Source organism: Pseudomonas cavernicola, from assembly GCF_003596405.1.
Taxonomy (GTDB): Bacteria; Pseudomonadota; Gammaproteobacteria; order Pseudomonadales; family Pseudomonadaceae; genus Aquipseudomonas; species Aquipseudomonas cavernicola.
The window spans coordinates 2,061,508-2,077,376 of sequence record NZ_QYUR01000002.1 but is presented as its reverse complement, the minus strand read 5'-3'; the positions used below and the strand labels follow the sequence as shown (position 1 = coordinate 2,077,376).

Annotated in this window: 13 protein-coding genes and 2 pseudogenes; 9 read left to right on the top strand and 6 right to left on the bottom strand. The window is 56.6% G+C overall.

Annotated elements, in window-relative coordinates:
- Positions 1 to 1,200: 1,200 nt before the first annotated feature.
- Positions 1,201 to 1,998 (bottom strand): IS110 family transposase, encoded by a 798-nt coding sequence (locus D3879_RS09955; RefSeq protein ID WP_218567818.1) that lies wholly within the window; start codon positions 1,996 to 1,998, stop codon positions 1,201 to 1,203.
- 362 nt (positions 1,999 to 2,360) lie between these two features.
- Between D3879_RS09955 and D3879_RS09950 the strand changes: the two genes are divergently transcribed.
- Positions 2,361 to 3,428 carry a PIN domain-containing protein gene (locus tag D3879_RS09950; protein ID WP_119954092.1) on the top strand — a complete coding sequence of 356 codons (1,068 nt, stop codon included), beginning with the start codon at positions 2,361 to 2,363 and terminating at the stop codon, positions 3,426 to 3,428.
- A gap of 4 nt (positions 3,429 to 3,432) precedes the next feature.
- Positions 3,433 to 5,865, top strand: a complete 2,433-nt coding sequence (locus D3879_RS09945; RefSeq protein ID WP_119954091.1) for a hypothetical protein — start codon at positions 3,433 to 3,435, stop codon at positions 5,863 to 5,865.
- A gap of 175 nt (positions 5,866 to 6,040) precedes the next feature.
- Here D3879_RS09945 and D3879_RS09940 read toward each other — a convergent pair whose 3' ends face one another.
- The 3 genes from D3879_RS09940 to D3879_RS09930 form a co-directional block, all read right to left on the bottom strand.
- Complete coding sequence (locus tag D3879_RS09940) at positions 6,041 to 6,439, bottom strand: hypothetical protein (protein WP_147411124.1); 399 nt, start codon at positions 6,437 to 6,439, stop codon at positions 6,041 to 6,043.
- A 106-nt stretch (positions 6,440 to 6,545) separates the two neighbouring features.
- Positions 6,546 to 6,752: a BPSL0761 family protein gene (locus D3879_RS26970; RefSeq protein ID WP_338014878.1), complete on the bottom strand. Its 207-nt coding sequence runs from the start codon at positions 6,750 to 6,752 to the stop codon at positions 6,546 to 6,548.
- Positions 6,753 to 6,881: 129 nt separating this feature from the next.
- Complete coding sequence (locus D3879_RS09930; protein WP_119954088.1) at positions 6,882 to 7,664, bottom strand: IclR family transcriptional regulator; 783 nt, start codon at positions 7,662 to 7,664, stop codon at positions 6,882 to 6,884.
- A 202-nt stretch (positions 7,665 to 7,866) separates the two neighbouring features.
- On the opposite strand from D3879_RS09930, the gene D3879_RS09925 reads away from it, so the two are divergent.
- From D3879_RS09925 to D3879_RS09905, 5 genes and pseudogenes are all read left to right on the top strand, one after another.
- The gene (locus tag D3879_RS09925) at positions 7,867 to 8,160 is read left to right on the top strand and encodes a helix-turn-helix domain-containing protein (RefSeq protein WP_119953242.1); all 294 of its coding nucleotides are present in this window, start codon (positions 7,867 to 7,869) and stop codon (positions 8,158 to 8,160) included.
- Positions 8,161 to 8,183: 23 nt separating this feature from the next.
- Positions 8,184 to 8,342, top strand: a pseudogene (locus D3879_RS09920) (IS5/IS1182 family transposase); the annotation flags it as partial.
- A 372-nt stretch (positions 8,343 to 8,714) separates the two neighbouring features.
- A pseudogene (locus tag D3879_RS09915) lies at positions 8,715 to 9,491 on the top strand (radical SAM protein); the annotation flags it as partial.
- A gap of 90 nt (positions 9,492 to 9,581) precedes the next feature.
- Positions 9,582 to 10,184: a DUF4823 domain-containing protein gene (locus tag D3879_RS09910; protein WP_119954086.1), complete on the top strand. Its 603-nt coding sequence runs from the start codon at positions 9,582 to 9,584 to the stop codon at positions 10,182 to 10,184.
- Between the two features lie 12 nt (positions 10,185 to 10,196).
- On the top strand, positions 10,197 to 10,766 hold the full coding sequence (locus D3879_RS09905) for a DUF1285 domain-containing protein (RefSeq protein WP_119954085.1): 570 nt from the start codon (positions 10,197 to 10,199) through the stop codon (positions 10,764 to 10,766).
- Between the two features lie 42 nt (positions 10,767 to 10,808).
- Here the strand turns inward: D3879_RS09905 and D3879_RS09900 are convergent.
- Both D3879_RS09900 and D3879_RS09895 read right to left on the bottom strand, forming a co-directional pair.
- Positions 10,809 to 12,031 (bottom strand): IS3 family transposase gene (locus D3879_RS09900; protein WP_119954084.1). Its coding sequence is split into 2 segments (ribosomal slippage): positions 10,809 to 11,680 and positions 11,680 to 12,031, totalling 1,224 coding nucleotides; the frame shifts between segments, so codons are not numbered across the junction.
- A gap of 107 nt (positions 12,032 to 12,138) precedes the next feature.
- Complete coding sequence (locus D3879_RS09895) at positions 12,139 to 13,803, bottom strand: electron transfer flavoprotein-ubiquinone oxidoreductase (protein ID WP_119954083.1); 1,665 nt, start codon at positions 13,801 to 13,803, stop codon at positions 12,139 to 12,141.
- Positions 13,804 to 14,131: 328 nt separating this feature from the next.
- Here D3879_RS09895 and D3879_RS09890 point away from each other — a divergent pair, with 328 nt between their 5' ends.
- A complete protein-coding gene (locus tag D3879_RS09890; RefSeq protein ID WP_119954082.1) occupies positions 14,132 to 14,881 on the top strand; it encodes an electron transfer flavoprotein subunit beta/FixA family protein in 750 nt (249 codons plus the stop codon).
- Positions 14,882 to 15,811, top strand: coding sequence for an electron transfer flavoprotein subunit alpha/FixB family protein (locus tag D3879_RS09885; protein WP_119954081.1), 930 nt, complete (start codon positions 14,882 to 14,884; stop codon positions 15,809 to 15,811).
- Positions 15,812 to 15,869 lie beyond the last annotated feature (58 nt).

The following is a 15,869-nucleotide window of genomic DNA, read 5'->3' as shown; positions in this document are numbered from 1 at the left end:
GAACCGTTATCGCAACTATTGCTTGGCCTGATTTGAAGGGGACGCCAGAGCTGGGCACGAGAAGAGCGTAGGGCGTGGGTGTTGTAGGGTCTGAGCAAGGGAAGTTATCCGTGCCTGGAGCAAAGGATATATTAACGATCTTTTTGCCTACGGTTGTCTGGATAACTGCTGGAAAGATAGTTGCGTTGGAGAATATGGTGTCAGGCGGCACGTCACAAAGGACAGTTCCTGTGACCAACACCTGGGCTCCATCTAATACCAGGGTGGCTTTTCTGTCGATTTGTATATCAAGAACGTCTGCGGGGGCCACGCTTGGCAAAGCCACGAGTCCGAGTGCCAAGATAAAATGGTATAAAAAGATCCGAGACAGTTGAGGCAGCTAGAAGAAGTAAAGGTATTGTTAAAGTTAGCTACGGTGAATGTGTGGCACATGGTATCGAATACTTCAAGGAATTGGGCTCATTCCCGCAGCTGTCAAGCGGTGAGAATGCGAGCTTAGTTGCGAAGAACAGATGTTTAAAAACTACAAGAGCCTTTGGACCATGGGAATAGTGATATGAATGTATCCTCACCCCTGAATTTCTGCACAGAGTCGGCATCTGCGGAAAAGGGGGCAGGAAAAGGGGACACCCATTAGCCGGTCTCAAGTCAAGGCTAAAAGCCTACTCGCCCTGCAGTTCTTACTGCAGGGTTTCTCCTCTATCGCAACCTGCCTGGTTGAACCCGTCGAACCCGTTTCCTCATCATTGGCTACGACCGAGTCGTGCCTGACACCCATTTGGATCAAGCGGTAACGATACCTCCAGCACCGCCCTGGCAGTCAGCTGCCCCAGAGAAACGTTGGTGCCGCCAATGTGTCCAAAACGTGTTACAGAACTGTGGCTCGTGCAAAACACACGTCCAGTCCCAACGGGCTCACTTGGCAGACGACCCGGTTACAACACACTCAGGCGGTGACGGCCGGCCGCCACTCAGATTTTATGGTTCACGCCCAGTCCCTTTTTGGTTGACCGGCCATCACCTTGACTCGCCCTTCAGGGGAAACAGCGTTTGGCATCGAAAGGCTGTTTCTCCCTCAGGATGTGGTAGCTCGCTCGTGCCAGCTTGTGAGCCAGCGCTTTAGTGACGACCACGGAATTGGTCTTGGCTTTCTTTTCTTCGAAAAAGCGTTTGGCGTCCTCACTGAAACGCCGAGCAAAATTAGCGGCTTCGATAAAGGCTACCGTTGGAGTAATGCGCACTCTTTACGCATCGGGCATAAGAGGCGAAGTTGCCAACGTCGGCAAAGCGCTCAATATCTCCCGTTTCCAGCATGATGACCGTTGCCAAAACTTCGCCAATTCCGGGCATCGTTTTTAACAAGGAAAACTCTGGGCGCAGACTGGCTTCATGAAGCAATCGGTCCTCGAGGAAATCAATTTGAGCCTGCACCGCCTGGATGATGGCTACATTGGCTTTCATCGCCAGAGCCACATCCGTTGACAGGCCCTGCCTGTCAACGGATGTGGCTGGCAGCCCTTTGACTTCATTGCAGCTCAATCGGTGGCCAAACTGGCGCGCCATGATGTTTTCGACGGCCAGAATGTGCTGAGTCCTGCTGCGTACTAACTGAATACGTTTACGAGCCAAGTCTCGCAGCGCTCGTTCTTGCGGTGGATGAATATAGCCGGTCGGCAAAATTCCGAGTCGCAGCAAATGTGCCAGGAAAGCCGCATCATCTTTGTCATCGGAATGCTTTAAACCGTCGTAGCGTTTCATCGCCACGGTGTTGGCCAGCCTAACGTCGAAGCCCGCCGCCTTGAGGCCATCGACCAGCCAATACCAGTTGTAAGTAGACTCGACCACTACACCGAGCAGTTCGGCACGATACGGTTCGAGTAGCCCGATGATTATCGGCAAGTCATTGGGGCAGCGCCGACTGACCAGCACCCGGTCCGTTTCGTCGGTAACCACCACAACGCTATTGTTCGAATGCAGGTCTATGCCACAGAATTTCATTACGGCCTCCTCACAGCAAAAGACTAAGTTCGCACCTTGAATTTTGCGCCACGTCCGTGAGGTGGGGAGGCCGGCCAGATGATTCTCAGATTTATTTTCCCTACTTCAAACGGCTCCTCCTCGCCTGCTTCTGCCGGTCATCGCCGGCCGCTATGGGTCGACTTCGGCCTGTCACGGCCGGCAGCAGTCGACCCAAAGCTGTCTTTCGCGAAAGCCAGCCAACGGCCAGGAGCGGTCACTCACCAAGGTCCGCTTTGGGGCAGGCCCACGGATGCCATTCAGCATGACCAAACCAAGGCGATTGCCTAGGTGGGAGCGTGCAGTGGAATCTAAGATTGGTGCTTGTGGCATGATGGTTAGCTATGACAGATAACAGACAGCTTTACGTCTTGTGCGATACCAACGCGGCGGTTCGCGATGCCCACCTATTTCGAAAGAAGGGAGGGCCGCTCCTTGTCGCCTTGCTGCGCGCCAAAAAAGCCAAGCTGTTGGTGCCCGAAGTGCTCCGGATGGAATACATCAACCAATTCATCCAGGCTGGAAATGACGCTCTTCAGAAGGCAACGAAGGAGTTGGACAAGCTGAAGACGTTCTGTGGATATGACATCAGCGGCCTCCTCCCCAAGACTCAGTTCGGGGAAGCTCAGGCGCTGGATATCTTGGCGCAGCTCGAAGACGTCATCCATACCATACCGACAACCCCAGAGCTCAAAGTTGCTGCGGCCGACCGCTCGATCAATGGCGTCCGACCAACTTCCAAGACGGACCACGGTTACAAGGATTGCCTCATCTGGGAGAGCCTGCTCACCCTGGCGGAAGGGTCCGAGGTGATGTTGCTTTCTCGTGACGAGGCGGCATTCTTCGATGGACAGGTTCTCGCCCCCAATCTCGAGAAGGAAGCTAAAGACAAGGGCCTGTTGCTGACGGCATATAGCTCCACAAAGAACCCGACATTGATGCCGCTGGTCGACGCGCTGAAGGAACGATTTGCTGACATTGCTGCTTCAGTTACCGGCGATCTGCCCGTGGACGACCATCCGATCATCCAGGCATACATGCAGTCGGAGCGGGTTGCACCTGTGCTGCCGAAGGATCCCGCTGAGGACGCCCCTCAGCCCGTGGTCGTCGCGGACGGCGAGCTCGAGGCGCTGCTAGCGGCACAAATGAAGCCTTTTGAGCTACTCGACGTCAAGGCGCTAGGGTTCGTCAGCTATCTGGGGCGCACGGAAAAGCAGACCGTCATTGGCTTGCTCGTGCAATCGGGCGTCGCAACAGAGGCGGCAGCAAGGAATGCGCTTGAGCGCTTGGCTCTGGCTGGATCGATAAGAGATACCGGCCACAACTATCTCGCTGTGCAGGGGCACCAGGCCGATATGGCAGCACAGCTGGTAGAGCCTGAGATGATCAAGCTCACTGGGCTGGGGGACTGACGAAGTGGATTCCGCAACCCGCATCAAAGTCTTAGGGCGACTAGCCCAATCAAGCACGCCTGCTGCTGACGAGGCCATCGGCCGCGCGTGCGAGCAGGCATTCTCGAATCTGGCAGAGGGAAATGAGTACGAAGCCCTGGAGTTCAGCATCGAGGTGCTGGCTGCGGTGGGATTTCGGCGGAGCAAGGAAGCAGTCGCTGTCATAGACAGCTTCATTCGCTCGGTCGGGGACAGGCGCATTGTGCACTCTGGTGAGTATGGAAATCTGGCCGAGACGTTGTCGAAGTACCGCAACGCATTCACGCTGATGTCCAAAGGCATTGAAGTGCTGTCCGGGCTGCGCTACCTGGAGACGCCTGCTATCGTCGACACCTTGCTCTGGGCCTCGACGCATGCCGAGGAGTCCGTGCGCAAAGAAGCCACGTCGGCATTGAGCGACCTGGCGAAATACAACCTGTCGGTCTACTACGGTCAGGGGACCGAGTCAGGCCGGGGGATTGGAGCAACACCCCAGCTGTTGGTCATTGACACCCTGGAGAAGAAGAGTGACGAGGAGCTGAAGACCTACTTCCGAGGGGTGCTCACTCTCTTGGAGGGATTGCTGTCGACGTCGATGGAGTCCGCCAGGTGGTCGTCGACCGCGGTGACTCTGTCTCGGGCCGCGACGCCAGCGGATGGAGGCGTCTTGTCCGTCCGACAAAGGAGCATTGCCCTCCTGAAGAAGCTCTACGGCCTTTTTGAGACCAAGTCGCAGAAGCTATCCATCATCAGGGCGCTGAACGCTGCCGCACGCACTCAGAATATGGGAACTGTGGACGGGGCCTATGCGGACATGATCTCCGCGAATGCGCAGGAGGTGCTGGCCTTCTTTGCTCGCATTGTCAAAGATGAAGACCTTCAGATAGTTCAGAAGCTCGAACACGACAGCTACTGGATTCACTATCACAGTCCATCTGAGAATGTGAGGTCAGCAGCGCTTGAGGTGAAGACCGTCATTGACGCCAACGAAGAGTATGCAATCTACAAGACGCTCGTAGGATTCGAGGGCGTCTTCGGAGATTGGTCGAAGTCCAAGCGTGACGAGTCCTTCGCACTTGGGTCCCAAGACTCCAGAGTGAAGGCGGCGCGTGTCATTGCGTCTCGGATAACAGATGAGGGCTTCGACGTATGGCGTCGCAGGATCCTTGCTTTCGCCAAGACTGAGTCCAACGACATGGCGACCTTTCCAGTCTTCTACGAGTTCCTCGCGGAGGTGGCGGGTTCATACCCGGCCTTCGCACTAGACCTGCTCCTCAAGGATGCCGACCAGCTGTCGAAGTTCCTGATACCGATTCTTCGTGGCCTTTGGGATAGCGAGAAGCGTGATGAACTGCTGTCGCTCATACAGAGATGGGTGCAGGAGGCGCGCCCAGAAGAGACGGATTTCCTCTACGCGTGTTCCAAGCTTTTCTTGTCGACTAAGCATGTCGATGTTGGACTTCTGGGTCAGCTGCTCGACAAGGCGACTGAGCTCAAGGATGCCTTTGTCCTTCGCCAGGTCGCTTCCGTTGCCATTGCCAGGTCTGCAACGGACGAAGTCCGCGGCGAGTTGAAGGCACTCTTCTTGCGCGCTTTGTCTCATCTTACCGAGCTTAAAGATGCGAACTGGGTTAGGGAGATCTGGTTCCGGGAAGAAACAAAGGACATAGTCGCGGAACTCTCGCCAGAGGAACGCCGTGAAGTGTTGAAGAATCTGCACTTCCTTCCTCAAATCGACTATCAAGCCGAGGACGTGCTGGCCGTAATTGCGGAGCGCGAGCCGCTCGATGTCGTGGAGTTCCTCTGCGCACGGCTGTACGAACCTGACGAGTACGCCGCAGCGCTAGCCGAGAAGGAAGGGTTGGAGTACGAGGAACTGCCCTTCCAGTTCCATACGCTTCAAGATCCGCTGTCTAGGGCCCCCCAAGTGGTGGCTCAGAAGGTTTTGGACTGCTATCGCAAGGACTCCTCACTCTTTGAGTTCAGGGGCGCAAAGCTCCTCCAAGCCATCTTCCCGCAGTTCTCAGAAACCTATCAGGGAGCACTGGTGCGATTGATTCGCGAGGGCGGCGATACAGAGCTGGAGTTCGTGGCCGGTGTCCTGCGTGCTTACAACGGAGAGACGTTCACTCATCCAGTCGCAAGGGAGCTCATCAAGCGTTTGCCGTCGGGTAGTCCGCTCGTCACCGAGGTCGAGATCGCTCTTCAGAGTACTGGCGTGGTCTCAGGAGAGTATGGAATGGCCGAAGCGTACGAAAGGAAGCGCCTTGAGGTGCTGGACTGGCTCCAAGACCCAGATGATCGCATTCGAACCTTTGCCATCAAGTACATCTCGGAACTTGAAGCCATGCGAGACAGTGAGAGGGCGAGGGCTGAAGAATCAAACACCCTGCGTAAGTTCAATTACGGAGAGGAGTAGCTCTGCCGGTTAGTTTTGAGTTTGAGAGACCGCATGCTGGCCAGCCATCGCCAGCATGCGACTACCTATAATGGGTCGGTAGCTGCCGGTAACGAGCTATCAGAACCGGCCAAGAGCGGAAATTGCATGGCTACCGGTAGCTTTTTTCGATCCGTTACTGCGCCGAGCGCCAGACTCATTCGAACCGCTCGTCTCTGACTTGATCCCTCTCGGTCTCGGACTGTCGCTCATTGGCGATCTCTCGTGACAATAGATCCTTAGCTTCCGCCACATATGGCAGAAGTGCTGCGGGAATCATAATCTGCGCGTCATCGAGCAAGCGCGTATTCGCCTCCATCAGTGAAGCGCGCGAGCCACTCCAGCTCATCGGTTTGAACCGATTTACGAAATTCACCAGCACGCTTCTAGGGTCCGGCGCATGGGCAAGCAGCGCTCTTGCCTGTTCGGACCAGGCCAGAGGACCATTCTCTTCGGCACAGTGCTTGAACGAGACGAATGAGGCCGCGAGCGAGTAACGCGCCTCGGCGTCCCCGTTACACCAAGCAATCAATACCTCACTTGGGATCTCATTCACGGGGTTAGACCGGTGATCCCCCCACGAATAGAGCACGCTAACCCCTAGCAGGGCCAACAGAGAAGACAGCCCGCAAAAGCGCGGGCAACAGATTTGCGGGCATCTGTCACCCGTCGATTGTTGAACTGAACACCGGTCCAAATGGGTGTTGCTCTTCGAGCCTACCCGCTAAAATTAGATCATCCTTTGAAGGAAAGTGACGCAGAAGCCTCCGTGCCTCGCCACGCACAGATTCTGGCAGAGTCGAATCCCGGCTCAGCTCCATCAGGAACTCCCGTGTCTGGATAACGGATCTAGTACGCTCATGGGGCATCGTCATGTATTCATCCCTCCGCCGCGAGGTTTTCTGGTCGATCTCAACTAGAGTCACTTATTTCGTACCGGTAAATAGCTCGCCGCACACGCGAGACCGCCTTCCCCGCAAGTATCCATGCCGAAATGACTATGTGCGTGCGCGACCGCTTACCAAGCGCAGCAGACTCTCGCGTGCAGCTAGTAATGGAGGTGTCAGCTCCAACATCTTCTCCCTGAAGCGCGCTGTCGGCACTGGTATCGAAAGTGCGTATGCATACCCTTGCAGATCGAGAAACGCAGTAGCCAAGGCGCACACCCCGATCTGATGCTCCTCAAAGTCCCAAGCAACCTGCTCCCGCCTGACTTGCTCAAGGTCCGCCTCCAACTGCGCGTTGTCGAAGAGCCGCTGAGTGAACGCAAGCTTCAAATGGCGCGCAAGCTGATGTGCATTGAGCAGTGCCAACAGGGCTTTGCCGCTGGCGGAGCAATGCAACGGAAAGCTCTCACCAACCGTCGACACCGCTTGGAGGCGATGAGCCGCCGTGATTTGCTGAATGACCACGGCCGTACCATTGCTCAAGATGGACAGCTCGACGGTTTCATTCAATGCACGTGAGAGCTCCTCCATTACCGGCTTCGCAACCTGATCTACACAGGTCTGGGCCGAAGCTCCCAAACGAATCAGTGCAGGGCCCAGCTTCACACTAGCTTTTCTCGCTGCGGGTATCAGAAGCTCCTCTTTCGCAAGCGCGGCCACGATTCGATCAACTGTGCTCCGGGATAGCTTCACGCGGCTCGCGAGCTCACCGACACCCACCCCGTCCACGGCACCTTCCAACGCACGAAGTATCTCCGCTGCGCGCGCGATCACTTGGATACCGTTGCGATCCCTGGGTATTGGAATCTTAGCCGCCAGAGGCATGTCGGACATTCGTGCTCCTTGAATCAAAAGTATCTATCTATGACGTGGAAGCACCGGCCAACCGATGCGGAAACTCACCGAACAAGGCAACCTGCGGCCCGATCGACGCTCCGGTGTTCGGTAAATGGTTTCGTTTCAGCAATAATGCTCTATAGAGCATAGCGCTTTTCGGGCACGAAAGGCTTCATCGTTCCTTTTGCGAGATCGGCAAATGGAACTGAAACAAGCATTTGGTGAAGCCATCAGGCGAATGAGGGAACGCAAAGAACTGCCCCAGGAGGGGGTGGGAGCCAGCCAGAGCTACATCAGCAGTATTGAGCGCGGGTTGAAGAGCCCTTCGCTTGAGAAAATAGAAAAGATTGCAACGGTGATGGGTGTACACCCCATGAGTATTCTCGCCACCGGATTTCTACTTAAAGAGCCCGGCCTCTCTTTGGACGACCTCTTGAACAAAATTCGAAGGGAGACTATTGCGAACCTGACCCACAACTCCTCTGAAGAATAACGATTCATCACAATCTCTCACCAACAGGCAACAAGCTCCAGCGGCGAATGGCGGAGATTGAATCCAGCATCAACCGTTACCTGACGGCGCTCAATACCGCAGTCCGCCAGGAACCTGCAGTCGCGCAGGCCAAAGCCGAACGCCTGCACGAAAAAATCGCGACCTTGAAAGCCAAGATGCAATAGCTTAAGGATATCGAGGTGCGGCTCAACGAGACCCCGGATAAACAGCCCCCCTATCGCTTCTTGCCCTGACGTATCTGTGGAAAGGAGGGTTCGCCAGCACGGACGAACTCCTAGCTCGAGTCAACGACGAGCTTAAGGCATTCTTAGCAGATGCTGACCCGAACTGATCTGCTTCGAAGCCCCGGCTAACGACGGCGCTTCGTCCTCGCAATCGGGCTACGAGGGATGCCGCTTGTCGGAAATGCAGGTCGGAGATTTAGGACCAGCCAGGATTGATACTCCTAAGATATGCCCAATAAAAAAACCTTATGATTCAACGCGCATGAAAGAGAAAGGCGATTTTGGGGTGTCTTGGGGGTAACTAACAATGAGATGTACACGGCGCCGCAGAAGAAATTCCGCGCCCGCGATGAGGCCGAGGTGCTGGAGGAGATCCGCCGTTGCGGCGAGCAACTGATCGTTCAGCGAGTCTTTCTTGCCGACGGCGATGCCTTGATCTTGCCGACCCGCCGATTGCTGAAAATCCTTTCGGCGATTCGTGAGCACCTACCAGAAGTCGATCGTGTTTCCAGCTATTGCCTGCCGCGCAATTTGCGCAAAAAGTCGGTCGAAGAGCTCAAGGAGCTGGCCGATGCCGGGCTGAAGATGGCCTATGTCGGTGCCGAGTCTGGCGATGATGAGGTGCTGGCGCGGGTCAACAAGGGTGAGACCTTCGAGTCGACGCTGAGCGCGCTGGATAAGCTCGGCCAGGCGGGTATTAGCCGTTCGGTGATGATTCTTAACGGTCTGGGTGGCAAGACTCTGAGCGAGCAGCATGCGGACAGTTCTGCGCGTCTGATGAATGCCGCGCAGCCGGAGTTTCTCTCGACTTTGGTGGTCAGCTTTCCGCAGGGAGAGGCGCGGTTCCGCGAGAATTTTGCTGACTATGAGGCGCTCAGTCAGCATGACTTGTTCGTCGAGGTTGAGCGCCTGCTGCAAGGCCTGGAGCTGAAGGACACGGTGTTCCGTAGTGACCATGCTTCCAATTATCTGGTGCTCAAGGGCAATCTTGGGGCGGATAAGGCGCGCATGCTGGTGCAGGTGCGGCAGGCCATCGAACAGCCACAACAGGCTCACCTATGGCAGGAATGGCAGCGCGGTTTGTGAGGCTATTGCTGAGAATCTCAGGGGATGGCGCGGAAGCTGCAATGAGGCGCTATCCGCCGGTTTTCCGTCACTGGCGTCCGGAGAACTGCGATGCGTAGCCTGATTTTACTGCTGACGCTAATGGCCCTAGGCGGCTGTATGAAGGTCAGCGACTTGACCGATGGTGCTCTCTATCAATTGAGTGATGCGGGTTTTCTCGATCACAGCGAAACCCGGCGGGCCAGTCCATGGCGGTTGCAGCCGGACTCTTTTATCTACATCGCTCAAGGGCATTTCGTGCCACCAGGTAATGCCTATCCGCGGCCGAATGTGGTGGCGGAGGAGGCGTTCGACGGTTTTGTCGAGTATTTCCCTATGGTGCGGCGCGCGCGCAACCCAGCCGGGTTGGAAGAGTCGCTGAGCCAGGCGCGGGCTGTTGGCGCGCATTATCTGTTGTATGCCCGTTTTGCGAATGCCGATGACCGGATCGGCACCGCGGAAGACTGGGAGGATCAGGAGGGATTGGATCGACTGGGGGTAGACCACAGTGTGATCCAGCTGATGTTGATCGAAACCAATACCCGCTACTTGGTGGACGCTGCACGCATTCGCAGTCGTGGCGGTTTTCTGACGTTCTACGATGCCAGGCCGGATGATCTGCTTGGCCCGCCACTGCAGGATTACGCTCGCCGCCTGTTGGGGCTGAGTGATTAAGAGGAAGAGGGTATGAGTGATCCAGGCAAGGCTGGTGATTTGTTAGCGCAGATTCCCAAGACCGAGAAAAAGGGGCGGCCGCCGGTACACCTGTGGAACCCGCCATTCTGTGGCGATATCGACATGCGTATTGCCCGCGATGGCACTTGGTTTTACCTGGGGACGCCAATCGGTCGTAAGCCAATGGTGCGGCTGTTTTCCACGATCATTCGTCGTGACGGCGATGCCTACTTCTTGATCACGCCGGTGGAGAAGGTCGGGATCAAGGTCGATGATGCGCCGTTTGTTGCCATCAGTGTGCAGGTGGAAGGCGAAGGTGAAGAGCAGGTACTGCGCTTTGCCACCAATGTGGAGGATGAAACTGTTGCTGGTGCAGAACACCTGCTGCGGGTTGAGCTCGATCCGCTCACTCAGGAGCCTGCGCCCTATGTGCATGTGCGGGCCAATCTTGAAGCGTTGATTCACCGCAACGTGTTCTATCAGTTGGTCGAGCTGGCCGTGCCGCGCGAGATCGATGGTCAGGGCTGGTTGGGCGTGTGGAGCGCCGGGCAGTTCTTTCCCATAGGTCCGCAACCGGACTAAATGACAGTGTCTAGTCCTGAAATAGGTTGACACCTGCGTCACTCAAAACGCCCGATGCACCGCATTGGGCGTTTTGTATTGCAAAGCAAGATGGGGCCGTTTGCTGTTGTAGATCAACACTGACTCATCAATCATCCGGGTTGCCTCCGCGAGATCCTTCGGCCGGTGTAGCAGAAACTCGGTTTTCAAGATCCCATTCACTCGCTCGGCCAGAGCGTTCTGATAACAGTCGTAGCCGTCTGTCATCGAGCATGTGATGCCATGTTTGGCGTGCAGCCGCTGGTAAAGCTCGGAGCAGTATTGAACGCCTCGATCCGAGTGATGCATCAACGGCTGGCCGGTTCTTCTCTGCTTGAGGGCTTTCTTCAGCGCTTGGATTACGGAGGTGGTGTGCAGGCTTTCGTGCACATGATGCCCCACGATTTTGCGCGAGTACGCGTCGGTTACCAGGCTTAGATAAGCGACGCTCTGCTGGGTCGGCAGGTACGTTATGTCGGCCACCCAGACTTGCTCGGGGCCTGTGGCGACGACTTGCTCCGGGCCCGCCTTGAGCAAGTTGGGGTGGCGGCGGAAGCGATGATGGCTGTCGGTAGTTTTGTGGTACGCCCGCTTGCGGGGAACCAATTGCCGGCGATCTCTCAAAATATCGAATAGCCGATCCCGACCGACTTTCAAGGCCGCATCGGGTTTAGCGTGCATGAGGCTGTGCAGCTTGCGAGTGCCGAGCCTTGGTTGCTGACGTCGTGTTTCCAGCACAAACCCCATCACCTGCTGGTTATGGCTGACTCGAGCGTCATAAGCCCGGTTGCGCTTGTAATACGCCTGACGGGAGATCCCCATGAATTGGCAAGCCCTGGTGATGCTCAGGTCTTTGACTTGCCCTTGGGAGAGGACTTGCCGGGTCGCTTTTTTACGACAGAAACACCGTAATCGTTCTTCAAAACGTCAACGACGGCTTCAAAGAACTGGGCCTTCTGGTTGGCCAGCGCGAGTTTCTCTTCAAGCTCTTTGATTCGCTGCTCAGGTGTCAGCGGAAGATTTGGCTCGCCCATGGGGCAGTTCCTCTGGATGCGAATGGAAGCACCTTGGCTCCAGTCCTGCCGACCATGCTTGCGGAGCCACACCAGCACCGTTGACTTGCCCTGAATCCCGTAGCGCCTTTGAGCCTCTTTATAACTCAGTTCGCCTTTTTCGACCTGATCGACGACCGCCAATTTAAAAGTCAGTGTGTAATCGCGCTGACTGCGCCTTTCCCCCGAATCCATTGCATCCTCCTGAAAATAGGTCAGAAGGTGTAAACCTTATTCAGGACGAGACACAGGCGCAAAAAAAAGGGCTCCCGAAGGAGCCCTTTTTCATACCCGTGACTGAATTACATGTTCGGGTAGTTCGGACCGCCAGCGCCTTCCGGTGCGACCCAGGTGATGTTCTGGGCTGGATCCTTGATGTCGCAGGTCTTGCAGTGCACGCAGTTCTGCGCGTTGATCTGGAACTTCTTCTCGCCGTCTTCCTGCGTCACTACCTCATACACGCCGGCCGGGCAGTAGCGTTGTGCCGGCTCGTCATACAGCGGCAGATTTTTCAGCAGCGGGATGCTCGAGTCGGTCAGCTTCAGGTGGCAGGGTTGTTCCTCTTCATGGTTGGTGTTGGAGAGGAATACCGAACTCAGTTTGTCGAAGCTGATCTTGCCGTCGGGTTTCGGGTAGTCGATGCGCTTGGCGTCGGCAGCGAGCTTCAGGGTGGCGTAATCCGGGGTGGTGTCGTGCAGGGTAACCGGGATTTTGCCGCCGAAGATGTTCTGGTCGAGGTAGTTGAACGCACCGCCGGCCAGAACGCCGAACTTGTGAATCGCGGGACCGAAGTTGCGGCTACGGAACAGCTCGTCATACAGCCAGCTGGCCTTGAAGCCTTCGACGTAACTGGTCAACTCGTCGCCGCCTTCACGGCCTACGAACAGGGCATCAGCTACCGCTTCAGCGGCCAGCATGCCGGACTTCATAGCGGTATGGCTGCCCTTGATCTTGGCGAAGTTCAGGGTGCCCAGGTCGCAGCCGATCAGTGCGCCGCCGTTGAATACCATCTTCGGCAGCGAGTTCAGGCCGCCCTTGCAGATCGCTCGGGCGCCATAGGCTACGCGCTTACCACCTTCCAGGTACTGCTTGATCACCGGGTGCTGCTTGTAGCGCTGGAACTCATCGAACGGCGAGAGGTGCGGGTTGCTGTAGGAGAGGTCGACGATCAAACCGACCACCACCTGGTTGTTTTCCAGGTGATAGAGGAACGAGCCGCCGGTATTTTCACTATCCACCAGCGACAGCGGCCAACCGGCGGTGTGCAGCACCAGGCCTTGCTCGTGTTTGGCCGGGTCGACGTCCCAGATTTCCTTGATGCCGATGCCGTAGTGTTGGGCGTCGGCTTCGGTATCCAGGTTGAAACGCTTGATCAGTTGTTTACCGATGTGGCCACGGCAGCCTTCAGCGAACAGGGTGTATTTGCCGCGCAGCTCCATGCCTGGGGTGTAGTAACCCTCTTTGGGATGGCCTTCACGGTCGACGCCGAGGTCACCGGTAAGGATGCCGCGGACTACGCCATTTTCATCGATCAGTGCTTCCTGAGCTGCAAAGCCTGGGTAGATTTCTACGCCAAGGTTTTCGGCTTGTTGGGCCAGCCAGCGGCAGAGGTTGCCCAGGGAAATAATGTAGTTACCTTCGTTGTGCATGGTTTTCGGCACAAAGAGGTTGGGAACCTTGATCGCGCTTTCGGCGCTTTTGAACATGTAGATGTCATCGCGCTTGACGGGCGTGTTCAGCGGAGCGCCGAGCTCTTTCCAGTCCGGGAACAATTCATTCAGCGCGCGCGGTTCGAACACCGCGCCGGAGAGGATGTGGGCGCCGACTTCGGAGCCTTTTTCGACCACGCAAACGCTGATTTCTTTACCCGCTTGTGCGGCCTTCTGCTTCAGTCGGCAGGCGGCGGACAGGCCAGCAGGGCCGGCGCCGACGATGACGACGTCGAACTCCATAAATTCGCGTTCCACAGGCTATCTCCTACTCAGGCTCTTTTCGATGTTTTATATTGGCGGACTAGGCTCGTTCCTTGAGCGGTGCGGGCGCATTATATCTACTGCCTTTGGCAGGTCCAATACAAACGTTTGTTTGAATTTCGTTAACCCCTGCTAGAATCGGGTGTCCGCGGCTCATAAGTGGCCATTTTGTCGTATTGACCGGCATGGGCGATACGGTCAAGATACGGGCGGTTTTGCGCTGGCCATTCTATAGGCTGACCGTCGGTTCCGGCTGACGTGCATCACCGGCCAGGTTTGTCTTGGCGACATTCTTTATTCACCGGAGAGTAACGAGGAATCCATGAAGGTTCTTGTAGCTGTCAAACGAGTGGTTGACTACAACGTCAAGGTTCGCGTCAAAGCGGACAACTCCGGCGTTGATCTCGCCAACGTCAAAATGTCGATGAACCCCTTCTGCGAAATCGCCGTGGAAGAAGCTGTGCGCCTGAAAGAAAAGGGCGTGGCTAGCGAAATCGTCGTCGTCTCCATCGGCCCGAACGCTGCTCAAGAGCAACTGCGCACGGCGCTGGCCCTGGGCGCTGATCGCGCCATCCTGGTCGACACCAATGACGAGCTGAACTCGCTCGCGGTGGCCAAACTGCTGAAAGCCGTGGTCGACAAAGAGCAGCCGCAGCTGGTGATCCTCGGCAAGCAAGCCATCGACAGCGACAACAACCAGACCGGCCAGATGCTCGGCGCCCTGACCGGCTTCGCGCAAGGCACCTTCGCCTCCAAGGTCGAAGTGGCGGGCGACAAGGTTAATGTCACGCGTGAAATCGATGGCGGCCTGCAGACGGTAGCCCTGAACCTTCCGGCCATCGTCACCACCGACCTGCGCCTGAATGAGCCGCGTTATGCGTCGCTGCCGAACATCATGAAAGCCAAGAAGAAGCCGCTGGAGGTTGTCACTCCGGATGCTCTGGGCGTCTCCACCGCGTCCACCGTCAAGACCCTGAAAGTCGAAGCACCGGCCGCGCGTACTGCCGGTATCAAGGTCAAGTCGGTGGCTGAATTGGTCGAGAAACTGAAGAACGAGGCGAAGGTAATCTAAATGACTATCTTGGTTGTTGCTGAACACACTAACGCCGCTCTGGCGCCCGCCACGCTGAACACGGTTGCCGCCGCGAAAGCGATCGGTGGCGATATTCACGTGCTGGTTGCCGGTCAAGGCGTGGGCGCCGCTGCTGAAGCCGCGGCCAAAATCGCCGGAGTGTCCAAGGTCCTGGTCGCCGATAACGCCGCTTACGCGCATCAGCTACCGGAAAACGTTGCGCCGCTGATTGCTGAGCTGGGTAAAACTTACAGCCACGTGCTGGCTTGCGCGACCTCCAACGGCAAAAACATCCTGCCGCGCGTTGCCGCGCAGCTGGATGTCGATCAGATCTCCGAGATCATCGCGGTTGAAAGCGCGGACACCTTCAAGCGGCCGATCTATGCCGGTAACGCCATCGCTACCGTGCAGTCTTCGGCGGCGGTGAAAGTGATCACCGTGCGTTCCACCGGTTTCGATCCGGTCGCGGCTGAAGGCGGTTCTGCTGACATTGAAGCGGTGGCGGCGGCTAACGATGCCGGCAAGTCGGCGTTCGTCGGTGAAGAGCTGGCCAAGTCCGATCGTCCGGAACTGACCGCGGCCAAGATCGTCATCTCCGGCGGTCGTGGCATGCAGAACGGCGATAACTTCAAGTACCTGTACTCGCTGGCCGACAAGCTCGGCGCCGCCGTCGGTGCCTCGCGCGCCGCCGTCGATGCGGGTTTCGTGCCGAACGACATGCAGGTCGGTCAGACCGGCAAGATCGTCGCGCCGCAGCTGTACATCGCGGTCGGTATCTCCGGTGCGATCCAACACTTGGCCGGGATGAAAGACTCCAAGGTGATCGTGGCGATCAACAAGGACGAAGAAGCGCCGATCTTCCAGGTGGCTGACTACGGCCTGGTGGCTGACCTGTTCGAAGCCATACCTGAGCTGGAAAAACTGATTTAATCCGGTTTATCCGCCCAACAAAAAACCCGCTCATCGAGCGGGTTTTTTGTTGCCGACA

Coding starts and splice junctions, on each gene's coding strand:
- D3879_RS09955 (WP_218567818.1), bottom strand. CDS start 1,998: ATGAAATTCTGTGGCATAGACCTGCATTCGAACAATAGCGTTGTGGTG.
- D3879_RS09950 (WP_119954092.1), top strand. CDS start 2,361: ATGACAGATAACAGACAGCTTTACGTCTTGTGCGATACCAACGCGGCG.
- D3879_RS26970 (WP_338014878.1), bottom strand. CDS start 6,752: ATGCCCCATGAGCGTACTAGATCCGTTATCCAGACACGGGAGTTCCTG.
- D3879_RS09930 (WP_119954088.1), bottom strand. CDS start 7,664: ATGTCCGACATGCCTCTGGCGGCTAAGATTCCAATACCCAGGGATCGC.
- D3879_RS09925 (WP_119953242.1), top strand. CDS start 7,867: ATGGAACTGAAACAAGCATTTGGTGAAGCCATCAGGCGAATGAGGGAA.
- D3879_RS09910 (WP_119954086.1), top strand. CDS start 9,582: ATGCGTAGCCTGATTTTACTGCTGACGCTAATGGCCCTAGGCGGCTGT.
- D3879_RS09905 (WP_119954085.1), top strand. CDS start 10,197: ATGAGTGATCCAGGCAAGGCTGGTGATTTGTTAGCGCAGATTCCCAAG.
- D3879_RS09890 (WP_119954082.1), top strand. CDS start 14,132: ATGAAGGTTCTTGTAGCTGTCAAACGAGTGGTTGACTACAACGTCAAG.
- D3879_RS09885 (WP_119954081.1), top strand. CDS start 14,882: ATGACTATCTTGGTTGTTGCTGAACACACTAACGCCGCTCTGGCGCCC.